The 19,069-nt window shown below is 51.8% G+C and carries 17 protein-coding genes; 14 read left to right on the top strand and 3 right to left on the bottom strand.

Features of this window, described 5'->3' with window-relative positions; translation table 11 throughout:
* Positions 1-14: 14 nt before the first annotated feature.
* On the bottom strand, positions 15-1,841 hold the full coding sequence (locus tag FH871_RS04185) for an ABC transporter ATP-binding protein (RefSeq protein WP_138990044.1): 1,827 nt from the start codon (positions 1,839-1,841) through the stop codon (positions 15-17).
* Positions 1,842-1,968: 127 nt separating this feature from the next.
* Between FH871_RS04185 and FH871_RS04180 the strand changes: the two genes are divergently transcribed.
* The 6 genes from FH871_RS04180 to FH871_RS04155 all read left to right on the top strand — a co-directional run bounded on the left by FH871_RS04180 (position 1,969) and on the right by FH871_RS04155 (position 7,424).
* Positions 1,969-2,307 carry a PadR family transcriptional regulator gene (locus FH871_RS04180; protein WP_114405403.1) on the top strand — a complete coding sequence of 113 codons (339 nt, stop codon included), beginning with the start codon at positions 1,969-1,971 and terminating at the stop codon, positions 2,305-2,307.
* A 1-nt stretch (position 2,308) separates the two neighbouring features.
* Positions 2,309-2,974, top strand: coding sequence for a hypothetical protein (locus tag FH871_RS04175; RefSeq protein WP_138990043.1), 666 nt, complete (start codon positions 2,309-2,311; stop codon positions 2,972-2,974).
* A gap of 4 nt (positions 2,975-2,978) precedes the next feature.
* On the top strand, positions 2,979-3,641 hold the full coding sequence (locus FH871_RS04170) for a hypothetical protein (protein WP_138990042.1): 663 nt from the start codon (positions 2,979-2,981) through the stop codon (positions 3,639-3,641).
* A 111-nt stretch (positions 3,642-3,752) separates the two neighbouring features.
* Positions 3,753-4,631, top strand: coding sequence for a PE-PGRS family protein (locus FH871_RS04165; protein ID WP_229317016.1), 879 nt, complete (start codon positions 3,753-3,755; stop codon positions 4,629-4,631).
* A gap of 53 nt (positions 4,632-4,684) precedes the next feature.
* Positions 4,685-6,163, top strand: coding sequence for a 1-hydroxycarotenoid 3,4-desaturase CrtD (gene crtD, locus FH871_RS04160; protein WP_138990040.1), 1,479 nt, complete (start codon positions 4,685-4,687; stop codon positions 6,161-6,163).
* A 79-nt stretch (positions 6,164-6,242) separates the two neighbouring features.
* On the top strand, positions 6,243-7,424 hold the full coding sequence (locus FH871_RS04155) for a sodium:proton exchanger (RefSeq protein WP_138990039.1): 1,182 nt from the start codon (positions 6,243-6,245) through the stop codon (positions 7,422-7,424).
* Here FH871_RS04155 and FH871_RS04150 read toward each other — a convergent pair.
* On the bottom strand, positions 7,421-7,759 hold the full coding sequence (locus FH871_RS04150) for a hypothetical protein (protein ID WP_138990038.1): 339 nt from the start codon (positions 7,757-7,759) through the stop codon (positions 7,421-7,423). The genes FH871_RS04155 and FH871_RS04150 overlap by 4 nt on opposite strands.
* Positions 7,760-7,998: 239 nt before the next feature.
* Here FH871_RS04150 and FH871_RS04145 point away from each other — a divergent pair, with 239 nt between their 5' ends.
* From FH871_RS04145 to FH871_RS04120, 6 genes are all read left to right on the top strand, one after another.
* A complete protein-coding gene (locus FH871_RS04145) occupies positions 7,999-9,432 on the top strand; it encodes a pitrilysin family protein (protein ID WP_138990037.1) in 1,434 nt (477 codons plus the stop codon).
* A 46-nt stretch (positions 9,433-9,478) separates the two neighbouring features.
* Entirely contained in the window at positions 9,479-11,566 is a 2,088-nt protein-coding gene (locus FH871_RS04140) for a pitrilysin family protein (RefSeq protein ID WP_138990036.1), read from the top strand.
* A 252-nt stretch (positions 11,567-11,818) separates the two neighbouring features.
* Positions 11,819-12,391: an outer membrane protein gene (locus FH871_RS04135; protein ID WP_138990035.1), complete on the top strand. Its 573-nt coding sequence runs from the start codon at positions 11,819-11,821 to the stop codon at positions 12,389-12,391.
* Between the two features lie 106 nt (positions 12,392-12,497).
* Positions 12,498-12,920, top strand: coding sequence for a DUF6331 family protein (locus FH871_RS04130; protein ID WP_138990034.1), 423 nt, complete (start codon positions 12,498-12,500; stop codon positions 12,918-12,920).
* Positions 12,921-13,030: 110 nt separating this feature from the next.
* Positions 13,031-13,894, top strand: coding sequence for an SDR family oxidoreductase (locus FH871_RS04125; protein ID WP_138990033.1), 864 nt, complete (start codon positions 13,031-13,033; stop codon positions 13,892-13,894).
* 54 nt (positions 13,895-13,948) lie between these two features.
* The gene (locus tag FH871_RS04120; protein WP_138990032.1) at positions 13,949-14,863 is read left to right on the top strand and encodes an AraC family transcriptional regulator; all 915 of its coding nucleotides are present in this window, start codon (positions 13,949-13,951) and stop codon (positions 14,861-14,863) included.
* An 11-nt stretch (positions 14,864-14,874) separates the two neighbouring features.
* Here the strand turns inward: FH871_RS04120 and FH871_RS04115 are convergent, their stop codons facing one another.
* On the bottom strand, positions 14,875-16,071 hold the full coding sequence (locus tag FH871_RS04115; RefSeq protein WP_138990031.1) for a hypothetical protein: 1,197 nt from the start codon (positions 16,069-16,071) through the stop codon (positions 14,875-14,877).
* Between the two features lie 132 nt (positions 16,072-16,203).
* On the opposite strand from FH871_RS04115, the gene FH871_RS04110 reads away from it, so the two are divergent.
* Positions 16,204-16,578, top strand: a complete 375-nt coding sequence (locus tag FH871_RS04110) for a hypothetical protein (protein ID WP_138990030.1) — start codon at positions 16,204-16,206, stop codon at positions 16,576-16,578.
* Between the two features lie 108 nt (positions 16,579-16,686).
* Positions 16,687-19,050: a TonB-dependent receptor gene (locus tag FH871_RS04105; RefSeq protein ID WP_138990029.1), complete on the top strand. Its 2,364-nt coding sequence runs from the start codon at positions 16,687-16,689 to the stop codon at positions 19,048-19,050.
* Positions 19,051-19,069 lie beyond the last annotated feature (19 nt).

The raw sequence follows: 19,069 nt of genomic DNA, 5'->3' as shown, positions 1-19,069 counted from the left end.
TCCGCCAGGCGGTATTATACCGTCAGCCGCCGGTAAAATCCTTCTTCCAGTTCCAGCAAATCCTGGTGCGTGCCGCGCTCGACAATCTCCCCGTTCTGCACCACCAGAATCTCGTCTGCGTGCTGAATCGTGCTGAGCCGGTGGGCAATCACCAGCGTCGTGCGGTTGGCCATCAGGCGTGTGAGCGCTTCCTGAACCAGTTTTTCCGATTCCGTATCCAGGGCCGACGTCGCTTCATCCAGAATCAGAATCGGTGGATTTTTCAACACCGCCCGGGCAATGCTAATGCGCTGCCGTTGTCCGCCCGACAACCGCCCACCCCGGTCGCCGATAACGGTTTGGTAGCCATCGGGCTGAGCCAGGATAAAATCGTGGGCATTGGCAATCTCGGCCGCCCGCATCACGTCGGTTTCCGTGGCCTCGCTGCCGAACGCGATGTTGTTAAAAATAGTATCGTTGAACAGAATGCTCTCCTGGGTCACAATCCCCATCAGGTTGCGCAGGGAGTGCATCGTGCAATCGCGCAGGTCCACGCCGTCGATCAGAATCCGCCCGGCGGTGGGGTCGTAGAAACGCGGAATGAGGTCGGCGATGGTCGATTTTCCGCCCCCCGACGACCCGACGAGGGCGATGGTTTTGCCTTTTTCCAGCGTAAAACTGATTCCTTTCAAAACCGGCCGGTCAGGCTGGTAGGCAAAGGACACGTTCTGGACTTCGATGTGCTGCCGAAAACCGGGGAGCGTAAGGGCGTTGAGTTTGTCCTGAATAAGCGGCACAGTATCAATCAGTTCCAGCACCCGTTCGCCCGACGCAATCCCGCGCTGTGAACCGCTGAAAGCGTTGGAAATCTCCTTGGCTGGGCGCGTGACCTGCGAAAAAATCAGAATAAAAGTGATGAAATCCGAAGCCGATAATTCCGATTGCTGGGTCAGGATCAGCGAACCGCCGTAGAGCAGAATGATGGCGACGACCAGAATGCCCATAAATTCGGAGAAGGGCGACGCCAGTTCGCGCCGGTTGGCCAGCGATCGGACGGCCCGGCGGTAGCCATCGTTTTCCGTTTGAAATTTCTCGGTCACGAAGCCCTCGGCGTTGAACCCTTTCACGACGCGCATCCCGCCGAAGGTTTCATCGAGCAGGCTCAGAATGCCGCTCAGCCGCTGTTGGCCGACCTGGGCGTCCTGCTTCATTCGCCGGACGAGCATGGCGATAAAACCACCCGAAACCGGGATGACCAGCAGCGCAAAAAACGTCAGATTGGCCGAAATGTTGAACAGAGCGATGATGTAGGCGATGAGCAGAAAAAGCTCTTTGGAAGCCGCCGAAAGGCTATTGGCGATGGAGTTTTCGACTTCCTGAACGTCGGTGATGGTGCGGGCGATGAGGTTACCCTTGCGTTCGTTGGAGAAGAAACCGAGGTGCAGCTGAATGGCTTTGGTAAAAACCGTCTCGCGCAGCCGGGCCACCATCCGGGCTTTGAAGCTCTCCAATTGCCGAACCGACAGATACTTGAATAAATTGTTGAGCAGGACCGTCGTCACCACAATGCCGCAGACGAACTGCAAGGCACCGAGTTTGCCATATTGCCGGAAAAAAAGCGCGAAATAATACTGAAAAACCTCGGTCGGCGAGGTCTCGAACGACAGCTTCGGAGCGGGTTGGCTCAGCAGGGCCTGTAACTTTGCCGGGTCGACTTTATCGAAAAGAACATCCAGCAATGGAATCAGCAGCGTAAAGTTCAGCACGCCAAATACGCTGGCCAACATGGAGGTTAGCAAAAAGGGCGTCAGAAAACGCCCCAGTGGTCTGGCGTAAGAAAGTAAGCGAAAATAGGTTTTCATTGCCTGCAAAGATACGGTCTGAACCAGGATTTCGATGCTTATTCCGATGAACGATGATTATTCTCTGACGAAACACTGTATACCTAAGACTTGTAGGTATGTTGAAATTTTTTGTATACTTGCTGCTATGAACAGCAATCAGCAGTTACTTAAAGGCAGTTTGTCCGTCATAATCCTGAAACTACTCGAAGAACAGGAGCGCATGTACGGCTATGAAATCACGCAGAAAGTGAAAGCGTTGACAGCGGGCCAGATGGCGATTACGGAGGGCGCACTGTATCCAGCTTTGCACAAACTCGAAGCCGAGGGTCTGCTGACAACCGAAACGCAGGTGGTGGAAGGGCGCGCGCGGAAATACTATTCGCTAACGAAAGACGGCCACACCGAAGCCGTCAGCCGGATTTCGGAACTGGGCATCATGCTGGAGAACCTGCAACGGCTTTTGACGTTAAAACCGGCTATTTGATATGGCACTGACACCCGACCAACTCACCGCGATCGATCGCCACCTGCGGAAAGAAAACTGGCTCCTCAACGAAGACCTGATTGCCGAACTGACCGATCACTACGCCAACGGCATTGCTGAGCAAGTGGCCAACGGTATTCCGTTTGAACTCGCCCTGATCGACATTCACAAAGGATTTGGAGGGCGGAAGGGGTTGTTGAAGATGGAGGAAGAGTACCATACTACTCAGGCCAAAGTTCACATTCGGCTGCTTCGATCCATTCTGAGCAGCTATTTTAAAATGCCACGATTGGGTATTACGGTTCTTTCCAGTCTGGTTCTGTATGGTTTAAATGTGATGTTTCCACTTTCACTGAAATCGGATTATGTGGGATTTGCCCTCGCCACTGTCGCCTTGGTCACTTATTTCTTTGCTTTCAGGCGATTGATGTACTGGCACAAATCCGGATTTGGTCGGAATGCTCAGGTTAATCTCATCTTGCAGGGATTTAATGCTTTGTTTTTAAGCTTTTTTTACCTGCGATTATTTCTGCCGGATAAAATCTTGTTGAACTTACATCCGGCCGTGACTACGTTTATCTGTATCGTGTTCTTTTTATACGAAGTCAGCACCTTCGAACTCCTGATGTGGTACAAAACCAAACGATTGAAAAGCGTAAAATCTTAGTTCTATGCTTACTTCACACCACCTCACCCTTCTTCGCCAGGACCTCCGCGCGCTGGCGCACGTCGAGTACGAAGAAGTTGAAAATGAACTTCTGGATCACTATGCGACGCTGACGGAGCAGAAGATGGAGGCTGGACAAGTCTTCGAGTATGCCAGCGCGAATGCCTGGGCGGAGTTGGGGGCCGGACCCGGTTTGAATGCCATTCAGCGGGATTATGAAAAGAATATCCGCAAACAGATTTCAAGTCGACATCTGGAAATTCTGAAGAGTTATTTCCGCTGGCCGACGGTTTTGACGACCTTGTTGATTGGGGTTCTGGTATATATCGTTATACCTATTTTAGCCGATGATGTACTTATCCTGATACTCCTGCTCTCAGCGTTTATCCAAATGGCTGTTATTCAGTATTGCTATTATGAAAATAAAAAAATGGCCGGTACTTCTAAAAAGATTATTTGGGACTCTTTAGGTTATCGGGCGGGGATTTTATTAAACAGTGCTGGCTTCTTTCTGAACATGCGTTCCACGGGTGTGATTTTTGGAGCGCAAGGCCCTTTACAAATACATGCGGGTATTGCTGCCATTCTCAGCTTCATTGCTATCATTTATTCGATGAGTTTCATTCAACTCTACCGCGAAAATTTTAGCTACAAAACCACTCACTAGCCTACCGAAAGACTTGAGTCCGCCGATACGCTTACTCAAAATTCTCACGGTTCTACAACTATATGCATCCGATTTCGCGTTATTTGTGGCATACAACCTTGTAAAAAACGCATGTATCTTCGTTATCTGGCCGTCAGCCTGCTTTTGACCCTTTGCTCCTGCGGGATTATTTCGCCCAACTCGTCCAGTTCCGACCGGTTTTCGACCAGTCCGGAGAAATTTGCCGTTCAGCCGGGGCAGGTCGATGAAGCATCCGGGATGGTTGCCAGCCGTTCGATGGATGGTCGGTTGTGGGTGCAGGAAGACAGCGGTAATCCCGCCGAAATCAATTTGTTGACCACCGATGGCAAGCTGGAAAAGCGGTTCCCGATACCGGGAGCCTCCAACCGGGACTGGGAAGACCTGGCCATTGGGCCGGGGCCGCAGGATGGCGTTTCGTACCTTTATGTGGCCGACATCGGCGATAATCTCAAGCAAAACGACCTCAATTACATCTACCGGTTTCCGGAACCGAAAAGCACCAACGAATCCGTCAACGGCGTCGAACGCATTAGTTTTCGGTATGCCGACGGTGCCCGCGATGCCGAAGCCATCCTGCTCGACCCCCAAACCCGCGATCTTTGGATTGTGAGCAAAGCCGAAGAAAAAGTACGCATCTACCGCCTGCCGTATCCCCAAAGCACGAGCGTTGAGATGAAGGCGGACTACTACGGCGAACTGCCCCTGACGCTGATTACGGGCGGCAGCGTTTCGGCGGACGGCAACGAAATTGCGTTGATCTCCTACCTGGGCGCGTATCACTGGCGTCGGAAAAGTGGCCAGTCGCTGGCGGATGCGATGCAAAAAAACAGCTTTAAAACCCTGGCGACCGATCCGCTCGGCATACAGAGCGAAACCATCTGTTTCGACAAAAACAGCAATGGCTACTACACCCTGCCCGAAAAAGGAAGCCAGGCGTCGGTAACCTTAAACTACTACAAACGGTTATAGGACGCTGAAGCAGGGGAGACTCCCCGGTTCGAAACGCTTAAAACCCCATCGTCTTGTCTAAAACCGCTGCCATCGTTGGAGCCGGCATTGCCGGTATTGCCGCTGCTATTCGGCTGGCGGTCAAAGGCTACCGCGTCGATGTGTTCGAAGCCAATGCGTATCCCGGCGGGAAATTGTCCGGTTTTTCGCTCGACGGTTTTCGGTTCGATGCCGGACCGTCGCTCTTCACCATGCCGCAGTTGGTCGAAGAACTGTTCCGGCTGGCGGGCAGAAACCCTGACGATTATTTTAAGTACAGTCGGCTGGATGAGACCTGCCGGTATTTCTGGGATGACCACACGCACCTGACCGCCTGGGCTGATCGCGACGGTTTTGCCCGCGAAGTGGCGACCCAACTGGGCGAACCCGCCGATCACCTGCTGGCGCATCTGGCCGACAGTGCCGCCAAGTACCACATCACCGAAAAACTGTTTTTGCACCGCTCGCTCCATAAGCTATCGACCTGGTTTAACCGCGACGCGCTGTATGGCTATTTGAATTTGCCGAAGCTGGAGGTGTTCAAAACCATGAACCGGGCCAACGAACAGCGGTTTCAGAATCCGAAACTGGTGCAGCTTTTCAACCGCTACGCGACCTACAACGGCTCCGATCCGTACCAGACGCCTGCCACGATGAACATCATTCCGCACCTGGAATACAACATCGGGGCATTTTTTCCGAAAGAAGGCATGATCGGCATCACCAACAGCCTGGTCCGGCTGGCGGAAGAACTGGGCGTAGGGTTTCATTTCAACACGCGGGTGACGGAATTGGTGACGGACGGCGCGCGCATAACGGGCGTCAGAACCGGGAATGGAGACAATGCACGGAGCGAACCGAAACCTTACGACGTTGTGATTTCCAACATGGATGTCGTTAGCACGTTCCGGCGACTGTTGCCGAACGCCCGGCAGCCGGAGCGGATTTTACGTCAGCCGAAGTCCAGTTCCGGATTGATTTTTTACTGGGGAATCAAGCGGGAGTTTCCGGAACTGGGCCTGCACAACATCTTTTTCAGTTCTGATTACCGCGCCGAATTCGACCACATTTTCAATCAGAAAACGCTGTCGGATGATCCCACGGTTTACCTCAACATCACCTCCAAACACAAACCGGACGATGCGCCACCGGGTTTCGAAAACTGGTTTATTCTGATCAATGCGCCGAACAATACAGGGCAGGATTGGGACGCTCTGATTGCCAAAACCCGCCAGAACGTCATTCGGAAGCTGAGTCAGAACCTCGGCGTCGATGTTGCGCCCCTGATTGCCTGCGAAGCCCTTTTAGATCCCATTCAGATCGAAAACCGCACCTCAAGTTCGCAGGGTGCGTTATACGGAAACAGTTCCAACAACCGGTTTGCGGCTTTCCTGCGCCACGCCAACTTCTCGCACCAGTTCCGGAATCTGTATTTTGTTGGCGGCAGTGTGCATCCGGGGGGCGGCATTCCGCTCTGTTTGCTGTCGGCTAAAATTGCGACGGATTTGCTATAAGTTGTCTGGTAATTCCGCAGGCTATCCGGTGAAAGGCTGAAAACCGTATATTGCAAGCTTTGCACTGAAACTCGACGGCATGGATACTTCGTACCTGATTATCATTTTCAGTTTATCGGTTCTCCTTTCGTACGTGTTCGACCTGCTCAGCAGCCGTTACAAAACGCCGTCGGTGATTTTGCTGCTGGCGTCGGGCATGTTGATGCGGCAGGTGACGAATTATTTTGCGTTTCAACTGCCGTATGTCGACACCATTTTGCCGACTTTGGGGACGCTGGGGCTGATTTTGATCGTATTGGAAGGCGCGCTGGAACTGGAGTTGACGGGAGAGAAACTGGGAATGATCCGCCGGGCTTTCTGGGCGTCGCTGTCGTCCATCCTGGTCACGTCACTGCTCATGGCCTCGTTGTTTTACGTGCTGATGGAAGCGTCGTTTTTCAAGTGTCTAGTGGCCGCCACGCCGTTTGCCGTCATCAGTAGTGCGGTGGCCGTTCCGGGCAGCAACAACCTGAACCCAACGAGCCGCGAGTTTGTCGTTTACGAATCGTCGCTGTCCGATATTCTGGGCGTTATGATTTTTAATTTTCTGGTATACAACGCTTCCGGCGGCATTCTGTCGATAGTATCGTTTGCCAAAGACACCATCATCATGGTGATCATCTCCCTGATCTGTTGCTTTTTCCTGCTGTATCTGATCAGTAAAATCAGCCATCGGATCAAATTCCTGCCGATCATTTCGGTTCTTTTTCTTGTCTATGCCGTTAGCCGGATTTACCAGCTTTCCCCGCTTTTGCTGATTCTGGTTTTCGGGTTATTCCTCAACAACACCGAACTGTTCATCCGGGGACGGCTCGACCGAATCTTTAAAAATGAGCTGTTTGAAAAAGAGCTGGATCAGTTTAAAAACCTGACGGCCGAGGGAGCTTTTATTGTTCGGACATTTTTCTTTCTGCTGTTTGGCTATGCCTCCGATTTCTACACCCTGATCGAACCTGATGCCCTGATCGTTAGCTTTTTACTCCTCTTGATTCTCTACTCCGTTCGGTCGGGTGTGTTGCGGTTATCGTTGCCGGGCAGCATCAATCCCGTGGTTTTTATTGCCCCCCGCGGGCTGATTACGGTGCTGCTGTACCTCAGCATTCCGGATAATCTCAAACTGGTGGGTTTCCGCGATGGTATTCTGATGGCCGTGGTGTTGCTGACGGCGTTGGTGATGATGGTGGGCGTCATCAGTTACCGGGATGACACCCCTGTGGACTAAACGGCACCGCCCGGCGGTTTGTCGGTACGATACGCCAGAAAACCGTACCACTTCCGTGTTTTCCAGTACATCAGATTGTGCTCATTGTCAAAGGCTTCGCGCTCAAAGCTGATGTTACGGTACGCATCGTAATGATGGTTGTATTGCCAGCGCCGGATCAGGTATTCCAGCAAATACCAGACATAGAAGGGGAGGATACCCAGTTCCAGTTGCTGGCGGAGGTGTATGCGTTCGTGGTGGAGCAAGACCGCATCCGGGCGTTTCGTCCGTACCAATACGAACGGAAATAGCGCCATGCCACTGACCCACAAAAACGGTACGCGAACGATAATCATAAAGCGAATTTAAAAAGGAAACGGAAGGTCTTCCCTGACGCCCCATCCGTTGTCTGTTAATGGGTAAGGTAAGTCGTTTAGGTAACAAAATAAAACCGCTCACCATTCCTTTTCAGCCTTTTGACAAACTTTACACCCCGGTTATTTCCGATCTGTTTCCCTCCGAAAAAAACATTGTATATTTGAGAAAGACCGGGTTGCCGGCGTTGTCATAACCTACATTTTAGTGTTCTTACTCTATGAAAAAAACCGTGCTTTACGTTGCGTTAAGCCAGTGCCTGCTCTGGTCGGCAGTGGCGCAAACGCCTAAGAAATCGACCCCAAACCGGCCTGCTCCCAAACCGGCTACCACGGTTTCGACCGCTCCGAAAAGCCCATCGACCGAGTCGGCGGCACGCATCAAATTTACTGAATACGATTTGCCGAACGGTTTGCATGTGATTCTGCACCAGGACAATACAACGCCCTTGGTGGCCGTGACGATGATGTACCACGTCGGCTCGAAGAACGAGCAACCGGGGCGTTCAGGGTTTGCGCACTTTTTCGAACACCTGATGTTTGAAGGTTCCGATAACATCAAGCGCGGGGAATATATGAAGATCGTAAAAGGGGCCGGAGGACAGTTGAACGCCAACACCTCTACCGACCGGACATTTTACTACGAAATCCTGCCTTCCAACAAACTCGAACTGGGTCTATACATGGAATCGGAGCGGCTTTTGCACGCTAAAGTCGACGAGAAAGGGGTTGAAACCCAGCGCGAAGTGGTGAAAGAAGAACGGCGGCAGCGGTATGAAAACCAGCCGTATGGCACGTTTTTTCCGCAGGTTTTGAGCCATGCGTTCAAAGTTCACCCGTATAAATGGGCGCCCATCGGCTCGATGGAAGACCTGAATGCGGCCAAAATTGATGAATTCCGGGATTTCTACAAGGAGTTTTACATCCCCGGCAATGCCATTCTATCCATCGCCGGTGACATCAATCCCGAGGATACGAAAAAACTGATTGAGAAATATTTTGCTGAAATTCCGAAAGGCACAAAAACGCCATATCGCCCAACCGTAAAAGAGCCGGTTCAAAAAGCCGAGGTGCGCGACATCGTTTACGACAACGTCTCGCTGCCCGGTGTCTTCCAGGCCTACCACATGCCCGCCCAGGGTGATCCGGATTATTACGCACTGGACGTGTTGCAGACCCTGCTTGCCGCCGGTGAAAGCTCCCGGATGAACAAGGAACTCGTTGATAAACAGCAGAAAGCGGTTCAAACTGGTGTATTTCCCCTCTCCACTGAAGATCCCGGTTTGTTTATCTCCATCGGCATTGCCAACATGGGCGTCAAAGCCGAAGATCTGGAAGCGGGTATGAACGCCGAGATTGAGAAATTGAAGAAAACCCTGGTTACCGATGCCGAATTTCAGAAGGTGAAAAACCAGATTGAAACCAATTTCGTGAATCAGAACGCGGGTGTAGCCGGTATTGCCGAAAGCCTGGCCAACTACAAAATGTATCTGGGTGATGCCAACCTGATCAACACGGAACTGGAGCGGTATAACAAAGTGACGAAAGAAGACCTGCGCCGGGTGGCCAACAAATACCTCACGAAAGAAAACCGCGTGGTGTTGTATTATCTGCCCAAGGCGATGGAGCCGAAAAAAGAGGGCAAGGGGGAATAAGCAAATAACGAACATCGAACACTGAATATCGAATTTTGAATATCGAATGATGAAAGCAAACTATATTCTGGCTGCGGGCTTGATGGCTCTCGGTCTGTCGGTTCAGGCGCAAACGCTTGACCGGTCAAAACTGCCCGCCGACGCCCCGGCACCGGTCATTAAAGTGGGTAAACCCGTGTCGTTTACGCTCGCCAACGGCCTGAAAGTGTTCGTGGTACAAAACAATAAACTGCCGCGCGTCGGTTTCAGTCTGCTGTTCGACTACCTGCCCATCCGCGAAGGCGACAAGGCGGGGTACGTCAGCATTGCGAGCCAGTTGATTAAAACCGGGACCAAAACCCGCACCAAAGACCAGATCGACGAAGCCGTTGACTTCATCGGTGGCAGTCTGAACACCTCACCAACTGGCGTTTACGCGATGTCGCTGAAAAAGCACACGCCCAAAATGCTGGAAGTGATGTCGGATGTGGTGCTGAATCCGAAGTTTACGCAGGAAGAACTGGACAAACTGAAAAAACAGACCAAATCGGGGCTGGCGTCGCAGAAAGACAACCCGGCGGCCATTGCCACGCGGGTGAGCAGCATGCTGGTGTACGGCAAAGATCACCCGTACGGTGAGCCGGATTCGGAAGAAACCGTTGACCGGATTACACTTGAAGATTGCCGCAAATTCTACGAAACCTATTACCGGCCTAACATCGGTTATCTTGCCGTGGTGGGTGACATTACGCCGGAAGAAGCGCGTCCGATGGTGGAGAAATACTTTGGCAAATGGCAGCCGGGCGAGGTTCCGAAACCGAGCTATGAAACGCCAAAACCGCCCGCCAAAACGACCATTGCGCTCATCGACCGGCCGAGTTCGGTGCAGTCGGTGGTCTACATCACGCATCCGGTTCTGTTGAAACCGTATACGCCCGAGTCGATTCAGGCCAGCCTGACCAACGACATTCTGGGCGGTGGCGGTGGCAACGCCCGTTTGTATAACAACCTGCGTGAAAAACACGGGTATACCTACGGCGCGTATTCGTCGCTGACGAGCGACCGGCTGGTGGGCCGCTTCCGGGCCAACGCCAATGTGCGGAATGCGGTGACAGACAGCGCCGTAGCGGAATTTATGACGGAACTGAAAGCAATCCGGAGTTCGAAACCGACGGCTGAAGAACTGAAAAGTACGAAAAACACGTTTGCCGGCAATTTCATTTTTACGCTGGAAGACCCTGAGACGATTGCCAATTTTGCGATCAATACCGCCCGCTACAATTTGCCGGAAGACTTTTTCGCCAATTACCTGAAAAACGTCGATGCGGTCACGGAAGATCAGGTTGAAGCCTCAGCCGCCAAGCTGATCGATCCGGAACACGCTTATATTGTGGTGGTGGGTAAAGCTGCCGAAGTGGCCGATAAACTGAAACGGTTTGGCGACATTGTTTACTACGATGTCAACGGCACGAAAGTGGAAGCGCCCGCTCCCGGCAAACTGACGACCACGCCGGTGGGTGTGACGGCGGATCAGGTGATCGAAAAATACGTGACCGCGATCGGCGGGAAAGACGCCATTGCGAAAATCAAGGATGTCACCCAAAAGCTGACGACTGAGATTCAGGGCACGAAAATAGACATTGAAAGCAAGCAGAAAGGGCTGAACAAGTTCTCGCTGGCCGTAACGGCGCAGGGTCAGGTGGTGCAGAAAGTGACTTCCGACGGCACGAAAGTGAAAATGGAAGGCGCTGGTCAGTCGAAAAACGTGACGGACGAAGAAGCCAAGATGGAAATTCTGAAGAATGCCGCTTTCGCTGAATTGCTGTATCCGACACTGGGAGCCAAAACGACGCTCGTCGGCACGGAAAAAGTGAATGGAAAAGATGCCTTCAAAATTGACGTGACGCTGGGTAAAAAGACCATTTCGGAGTTTTATGATACCGAAACCGGCCTGAAAGTGCAGCACACGGCCATTGAGCAGACTCCGCAGGGTGAAATGGCCATCAACACCGGTCTGAGCAATTATAAAGAAGTAAACGGCGTGAAGTTCCCGCACACCCTGACCCAGAACTTCGGGCCGATGGTGATGAAGATGGAAACCCAGTCGCTGGTGGTGAACACCGGGCTGGATGACAAGGAATTTGCGGTGCAGTAAGAACGGTTTATGGTTTTCGGTATACGGTTTACGGTGGCTGGCGCGTGCTTTTTGTGCGTTAGCCACCGTAAACCATCACGTGTATGTACCACCGGTTTTTTTGGGTAGAGGTGTGCGTTTATTTGCTGGCAAAAGGAAGACTATGGTTACTTATACAACCAATTCGAAGGAGTGCTGTTAAAAGTTGTTAAGGGCTAACCACTCATTCAGAGACCTTTATACCTTGCTGAGAAATCATCCTTTCTATCATTTATGAAAAAATATAGTCTATGGATCGCCCTTCTACTTCCAATCACTGGCTGGGCTCAATCGGCAACAAAATCGACTTGGTTAGAGCAGGGACAAATGCAGGTCGGAATAGGAGTAGGAGCCAGTGTTGGAGATACAATCGGGGGCTATTTACGAGTTACACCGTACGCTCAATACTTCCTGAAAAATAATTGGGCTCTGCGGATTGAAGGCCGTTATAATTACAACGGCCCCAATGGAGACCAGTATCTGGGTGCAGGCTTAACGACTCAATATCACTTTCTGCACACGAAACGATTATCCATTTACGGTCAAGCCGGTTATTTTTATGGACAAGCTAATTATAAATCGCTTCGCTTCGTCCAGGAAACTCCCAACAGCATGAGATTGGAGCCGTATCGGTCTAGATACGGGTATGGAATGGTAAATGTAGGATTGGGCGTTCAATACCGGCTAAGCGACCGGTGGGTCATTCATGCACTCGCCGAAAAGTATATTCAACAATCGGTCAATCACTTTCGCAAACCGACCGACCGGCATAGTATTACCGTCGGGATTTCCTTTCAGATTAAGTAAAAACCTGATCTCTTTCTCAGCAACACCAAAGCTACACCGTTTAGGTGTTGCTGAGATAATATATAAGTAACTATACAACAAAATAATACTAGGGAATACCACTAAAATGGCCACTTTAGATACTATTTCAATAGGACCGGAAAAAGAAATAATCCTGCTTGATTTTAACTATGACACCGATTCTATACTGGAAATAAATGAATGTTTGGGTCCATTCTCTAGTGATATTACTTTTAAATATAGCAATGTTAGAGATCCTTTGAGTGAATTCTGGAATAAGACAGAAATAGCGTGTATAGCTGGCTGCTGTGGCATCAATGCTTTTGTACTTTGGCCAGAAGAGATCGTTGAGGTAGTGAAAAGCCTTGATATAGAGACACTTGTTAGCCAGCTAGAAAGAGTAAAAGAGCAGGTACTGGTTAGTGACGCCCAAATCATTACCTATCGTCGGCTCAATTACAATTTTGCAAGAAGTTCTTTTCTAGAGTTGATGGATTATCTACTAACGGAAATCAAACAGTGGGTTTAGAATTAACTAATCACAAGACAAATAATTAATTCGGCTACAACAACCCCAAATTCGGCTACGTTTGCTCATTGGAAATGGCGGACCTTTGTCCTAACCAATAGAGCATAACCATGATCTTAGTAACCGGAGCCACGGGCCAACTTGGCACTGCGGTCATCGACCAACTCCTTCAAAAAGTGCCAGCCCGCCAGATTGCCGCTTTCGTGCGGGACGACACCAAAGCCGCCCATAGGCTTAAACAGGGCGTGACGGTACGCGTTGGCACCTATGACGACACCAACGCCCTGGATCGTGCCATGCCGGGTATCGAAACGGTTCTGTTGATTGCGGGTACGGATGAGGAAAACCGGGTTCGCCAGCACCAGAATGTCGTGGATGCGGCCCGAAGAGCTGGTGTTCAGCGGATTGCCTACACGAGTCGGGCGCTGAAAAACTCGGCGACGCTGGTCAACCGGTTGATGGCAGGCCACTTTCAGACCGAAGATTACATTAAAGCCAGTGGACTGCCCTATACGCTGTTTCAGAACATCCTGTATCTGGATGCGATTCCGCAGTTTGTGGGTGGCGACGCCGTTTTCGAGCGTGGTATCAATGTGCCGGCCGGTCAGGGCCGGGTTGCCTTTGCTCTCCGCAGCGAGATGGGCGAAGCGATCGCGAATGCGCTGGTCGGTGACGTGGAAGGCAACCGAACGTACCGGCTGACGGGCCGTGAGTCGTATTCGTTTTATGATGTAGCCGCTGCCCTGACCGATCTCTCAGGCAAGTCCGTCACTTACACGCCAGCGGAGCCAGGCACCTTTGAAGCCCAACTGATCGGACGCGGTTTGCCTGAAGTCGTGGCCCGGCGCATCACCGGGTTTATCACCGACATCGCCAATGGACAGGAAGATAGCATCAGTTCTGACCTGGAAAAGTTGCTGGGTCGAAAACCGACTGGACTCAAAGACGGGTTAACGGTGTTGTATAAGCTGTAACAGGCGCCGTCTGGCTTTGTAGATAGTAAAATCAGGCCATAAACCCATCGAAAGATGTCAACCGAACCGCTTCACCGCATCGACACCATCTCCGCGTATCATCAGTTCGCCGGTCTTCCCAAACCGGGCCATCCGCTCATTAGTGTAGTCCGGTTTGACGACATTAGACCACAGAAGATTGACAGACCGAAAAGCTTTGTGAACAACTTCTATTCGATTGCGCTCAAACGGAATTTCAACGGCCGGATGAAATACGGGCAACAGCCGTATGATTTCGACGATGGGGTGATGGTTTTTCTAGCGCCCGGTCAGGTGCTGGCGGTTACGGCTGATGAGACCTTTGAACACAGTGGCTGGCTGTTGATGATCCACCCTGATTTTTTGTGGCATACACCCCTGGCCAAAACGATTCGCCAGTACGACTATTTCGACTATTCCATTCGGGAGGCCCTGTTTTTGTCTGAAAAGGAAGAGTCTGTGATCGTTGGCATCATCCAGCAGATTCAGCAGGAATACCAGGCTCCCGTCGACAAATTCAGCCAGAACATCATCGTTGCTCAACTCGACGTACTGCTCAATTATGCCGACCGGTTTTACCAGCGACAGTTCATCACCCGGAAAATCACCAACCACGAACTGCTTGACCGGTTTGAAACCGTGCTTGCGGCTTATTTTGCCAGCGATGAGCGACTGAAAACCGGCTTGCCAACGGTCGGATCTATGGCTGAACAACTCCATCTGTCGCCTACGTATCTGAGCAGTCTGCTGAAAACGCTGACCGGGCAAAACGCCCAGCAGCATATTCACGGGAAACTCATTGAAAAGGCCAAAGAAAGGCTGTCGACAACGACTTTGTCGGTTGGTGAGATCGCTTACGGGCTCGGTTTCGAGCATCCCCAGTCATTCAGTAAGTTATTCAGGAGCAAGACGAATGTCTCTCCGCTGGCATTTCGCCATTCGTTCCAGTAAAGCGGTGGCGATTACCGCCCAATCGGCCGGATGCCCGATTTCCGGACATCGGCGACGACGATAAACCGGTAGCGGGGGTCTTTGTCGAACGCGTCTTTGGAGGTGCGGTAATGCCGCTGGGCGCGTTGACGGGCTTCGGTGAAGAGCTTTCGGGAAGCTTTCCGACGACGAACCGACATGATTTTTCGTAAATCGACATCGCCAATCATCGAGGTTTCCAGACAGGCCAGATCCTTGTGTTCGGCGTCGCGGTAGTAGCCCAGCACGCAGTGGTCGGCCAGCAAAACCAGAACGGGGTCGATGTGAATGGAGCGTAGTACCGACGCCATCAACACCATGCCGTCGACGCAATTGGCCTGCCGGTTGTTCCAGGTCTGGTCAATCGTCCGAATGCGCTGGCTATAGAGGTTTTGCGAAATGCCGGTACTTGAATTGGTTGAGATCGAACTATAACGAATGCCCCGTTTCTGGAGCGCATACCAGATGGAAAAAACCTGATCATCGACCCGCTTTTTGTCGCCGGTCTGGTAGCCGTCGAAGCCATCCACAATATCATTTTGCAACGCCTGACTCAACACCTCGTCCACAACGGGGTCGTCTTCGTTGATGTAGGCCACGTACATGTAATTCAGATCCAGATCACCCGTACCGGTTTCGTCGTCTTCCCAGTAATACGGGCAGTCGTTGACGGAACGCATCGTGGCCACCACCGTCCGATGGCCGACTTTTTCGTTGTTGATGTAGGTCGTAACCGTGAAATTAACCGGCGTAGGTTGCAGCAAGCCGCGCAGTTTTTCAAAATTCCAGGGGATGCGGGGCGTTATTTCGTAGTTCTTGTCGGGTTCCTGCAAAATGCCTTCATAAACAGCCGCTTCACTAAAGGGGGTTGCGCCCACTTCCACCCGCACGGAGGTGTTCAGGCCGGGGTTATGAAACGAAACCGACACATTGCCGTCGCCATCGCCCAATCGGTAATGTTTACTTTTTTCGGAAAGAGTCGCCCGCGCCAGCAGATAGGAGGGAAAGAGCTGGTGCTCCATGCCCACCACCACGGATATACGCTGCCGGTTTTCCCGGGCCGTACTGGTCAAAGCAGAAACATGCGCCAATACATCACCGCTGGTCTCAACAGGTGCCAACTGCGAATAACCAGAAAACAATGACAAATAAAATACACTAAAAATCAGTGCATTGCACAATAATCTCATTTCGGTTAAAACAGTTACGATAGAATCTACGGGTGGCTATGCGAATTAACAAAATATTACGAATTTAGTCAAGTGGTAACCTCGGGGTGAATTCAACATTTTTTTGTACTATTGTGCGGATTTTAAAATCGTATGCGCGCTGCACTGGCTTACATCCTGCTGATTGCGACCCTGCTGCCCCTGTTCAGTCAGTGGGGAACCATTGCGTATTACCATGCCAACAAAGCGTATATTGCCAAAGTCCTGTGCGAAAATCGCGCCAAACCGGAGCTGCATTGCGACGGGCAATGTTACCTCGCTAAAAAACTGACCGCTCAACAGGAGCAGCAGGATAAAGCGACCACGGAACAGGTGCAGAAAACGCCTGATTTTCAATTATTCTACCAGTCGAATTTGCCGTTTTTATTTCAACCGGTTGTCATTGCTCAGACAACGGTTTTGCCGGCTTATCTGCCGGGATCGTATCCTTCCCCACTGTATTCGTTGTTCCAGCCTCCGCAGGTTTGATGGTTTATTGTCAGATCTGTCAGGTTTCAAAAACCTGACAGGTTCCCGGTTTAACCAATGGGACGTTCCCAGCGGTTTGCTCGTATTTCATCAAATCGAATCTGCTGTATGACTTTTTTATACCGGCTCGTGGTCACGGTTTTCGTGATCCTGGCGCCATTCGGGCTATACGCCCAATCCCTTATTCAGGGGACCATTTTCGATGCCCAAACCAAAGAGCCCCTGGCGGGCGTTGCCATCTCGACGGAAGACCGCAAAACCGGCGCGCTGACGAATGCCAACGGCCAGTTTTTGTTGAATTCCACCACCCAAAAATTGCTGATTTCGGCGGTGGGTTTTCAATCGCAGGAAATAACGCCCTCCGAAAAACCGCTGCGCATTGCCCTGGCTCCCGCCGTCGAAAACCTGCAAACGATTGTCGTGACGGCCAACCGCGAAGCGCAGAAACGGACCGAAGCGCCCGTCGCCATTTCCCGGCTTTCGCCCACGTTGATTGACGAAACCAAGCCGACTTTGCTGGCCGAACTCATCAACAAAACGCCGGGGGTGGTGATGCTCAATTACAACAACGAGCAACACGGCATGGGCATTCGCCAGCCGTTTGGCACCAGTGCCTACTTTCTCTACCTTGAAGACGGTGTTCCGATCCGGCCAATGGGCGTTTTCAACCACAATGCCCTCATTGAGATGAACGTCTTCACCGTTAGCTCGGTAGAAATTGTGAAAGGCCCGGCTTCGTCGCTCTACGGACCGGAAGCGGTGGGGGGCGCCATCAATTTTATCACGCAGCGACCCACCGCCGTCCCGACGTTTCGGGTTGGCATTCAGGGCGATCAGTGGGGCTATGGCCGGGTGCAGTATGGCGGGGGCGGAATGTTGACTAAAAAGCTGGGTGTCTATGCGGGCGGTTTTTTTGCCCGGCAGCGCAATAGCTGGCAATCCCGGTCCGACTACGACAAAGTGTCGTTCAATGGCCGCGCCGAATACGCGTTTACGGGTCGTACCAAACTGACCGGCACGTTTTCCTACAACGACTACAATTCGCAAACCGGCGGCAGCGTCGACAGCATTGCGTTTTACAACCGGCAATATACCTCGACCTCTGATTTTACGTATCGTAAAGTAAAGGCAATCCGCTCGCGGCTGACGCTCGATCACCAGTGGAAAAACGGCTCCGATAGCTACCTGACGGCTTTTTACCGCGACAATTCGATTGGACAGAACCCCAGCTACGGCATTCGCTGGACGAGTGGTGCCACCAAAGCCACGGGCCAGATCAACGTCAATGCCTTTAGCAGTTACGGCCTCATTGCCCAGCACAGCCAGAAGCTGCCGTTCTGGAACGGGCGGATGATGGCCGGGCTGACCTATGATGCGTCGCCAACAACCTACAACGCCTACCAGATTGAACTGGAAGCCCAGCTACGACCCGATAAAAAATCGGTGGAACAGTATAAACTGGTGAGAGAAAGGCCCGACTTGCTGCTGGCCGATTACGCAGCCGACATTCACAACTCGGCCATTTACGCCCAACTCGACCTGAATCCCTGGTCGGCGCTGCGGATTTCACTCGGCGGACGATTTGATCAGATGGCGTTCGATTATGACAATTACCTGGATCAGAGTAACGGACGAAAAGCGTATCGCCAGTTTACGCCCAAAGTGGGGCTGACCTACGACCTGGGCCGCGACCAGGGTTTGTATGCCAACTACAGCAAAGGCTTTTCACCGCCGGGTCTGACATCGATTTTTACCAAACGCGTCAATGCCCAACTGGGTGAATCGCCGTTTTATTACAACCTCCAACCGGCGTATTTCAACAACTACGAAGTCGGTGGCTGGGCATCGCTCCTCAACCGGAAAATATACATCGACGTGGCGGTTTACCAGATGGAAGGGCGTAACGAGCTGCTCAACATTCGCCAGCCCGACAACAGCACCGATTACCAGTCGGCGGGAAAAACGCTGCACCGGGGTATTGAATACAGCCTTACTTACCGTCCGTCGGGCGAGTGGTTTTTCCGGTTTGGCGGGACGAATGCCGTCCACCGGTTTGTCGATTTTGCCTTGAGTACAAGGGCTTCCGATGCCGTAAAAAACGTAAACGGCTTCGATATGCCGCAGGCTCCGCGCTGGGTAGCCAACACGGAATTGACGTATAAACCGCGTTGGGCCAAAGGGTTGCGGATGTCGGCGGAATGGCAGCGCATCAGTTCCTGGTACCAGAACCAGATCAACACGGTTTCGTACGACGACCGGGGCGCATTTGGCGGGCGGGGGGTCAGCGTCATCAACCTGCGGGCGGGGTATGCTTTCCGGCGATTTGAGGTATTTGCCAACCTGATGAATGCTACCAACGAACTCTACGCGACCTCGGCCACGCGCGGCAACAACGCCACCGACCGAACCACCTATACGCCCGCAGCGCCCCGGACGCTGGTGGGCGGGATTCAGTATAATTTTTCGAAGTGATCTAAACCACATACCATAT

Origin of the sequence: Larkinella sp. C7 (genome assembly GCF_006149005.1) — a bacterium.
Lineage (GTDB): Bacteria > Bacteroidota > Bacteroidia > Cytophagales > Spirosomataceae > Larkinella.
This window is presented reverse-complemented; position numbering and strand designations above follow the sequence as displayed.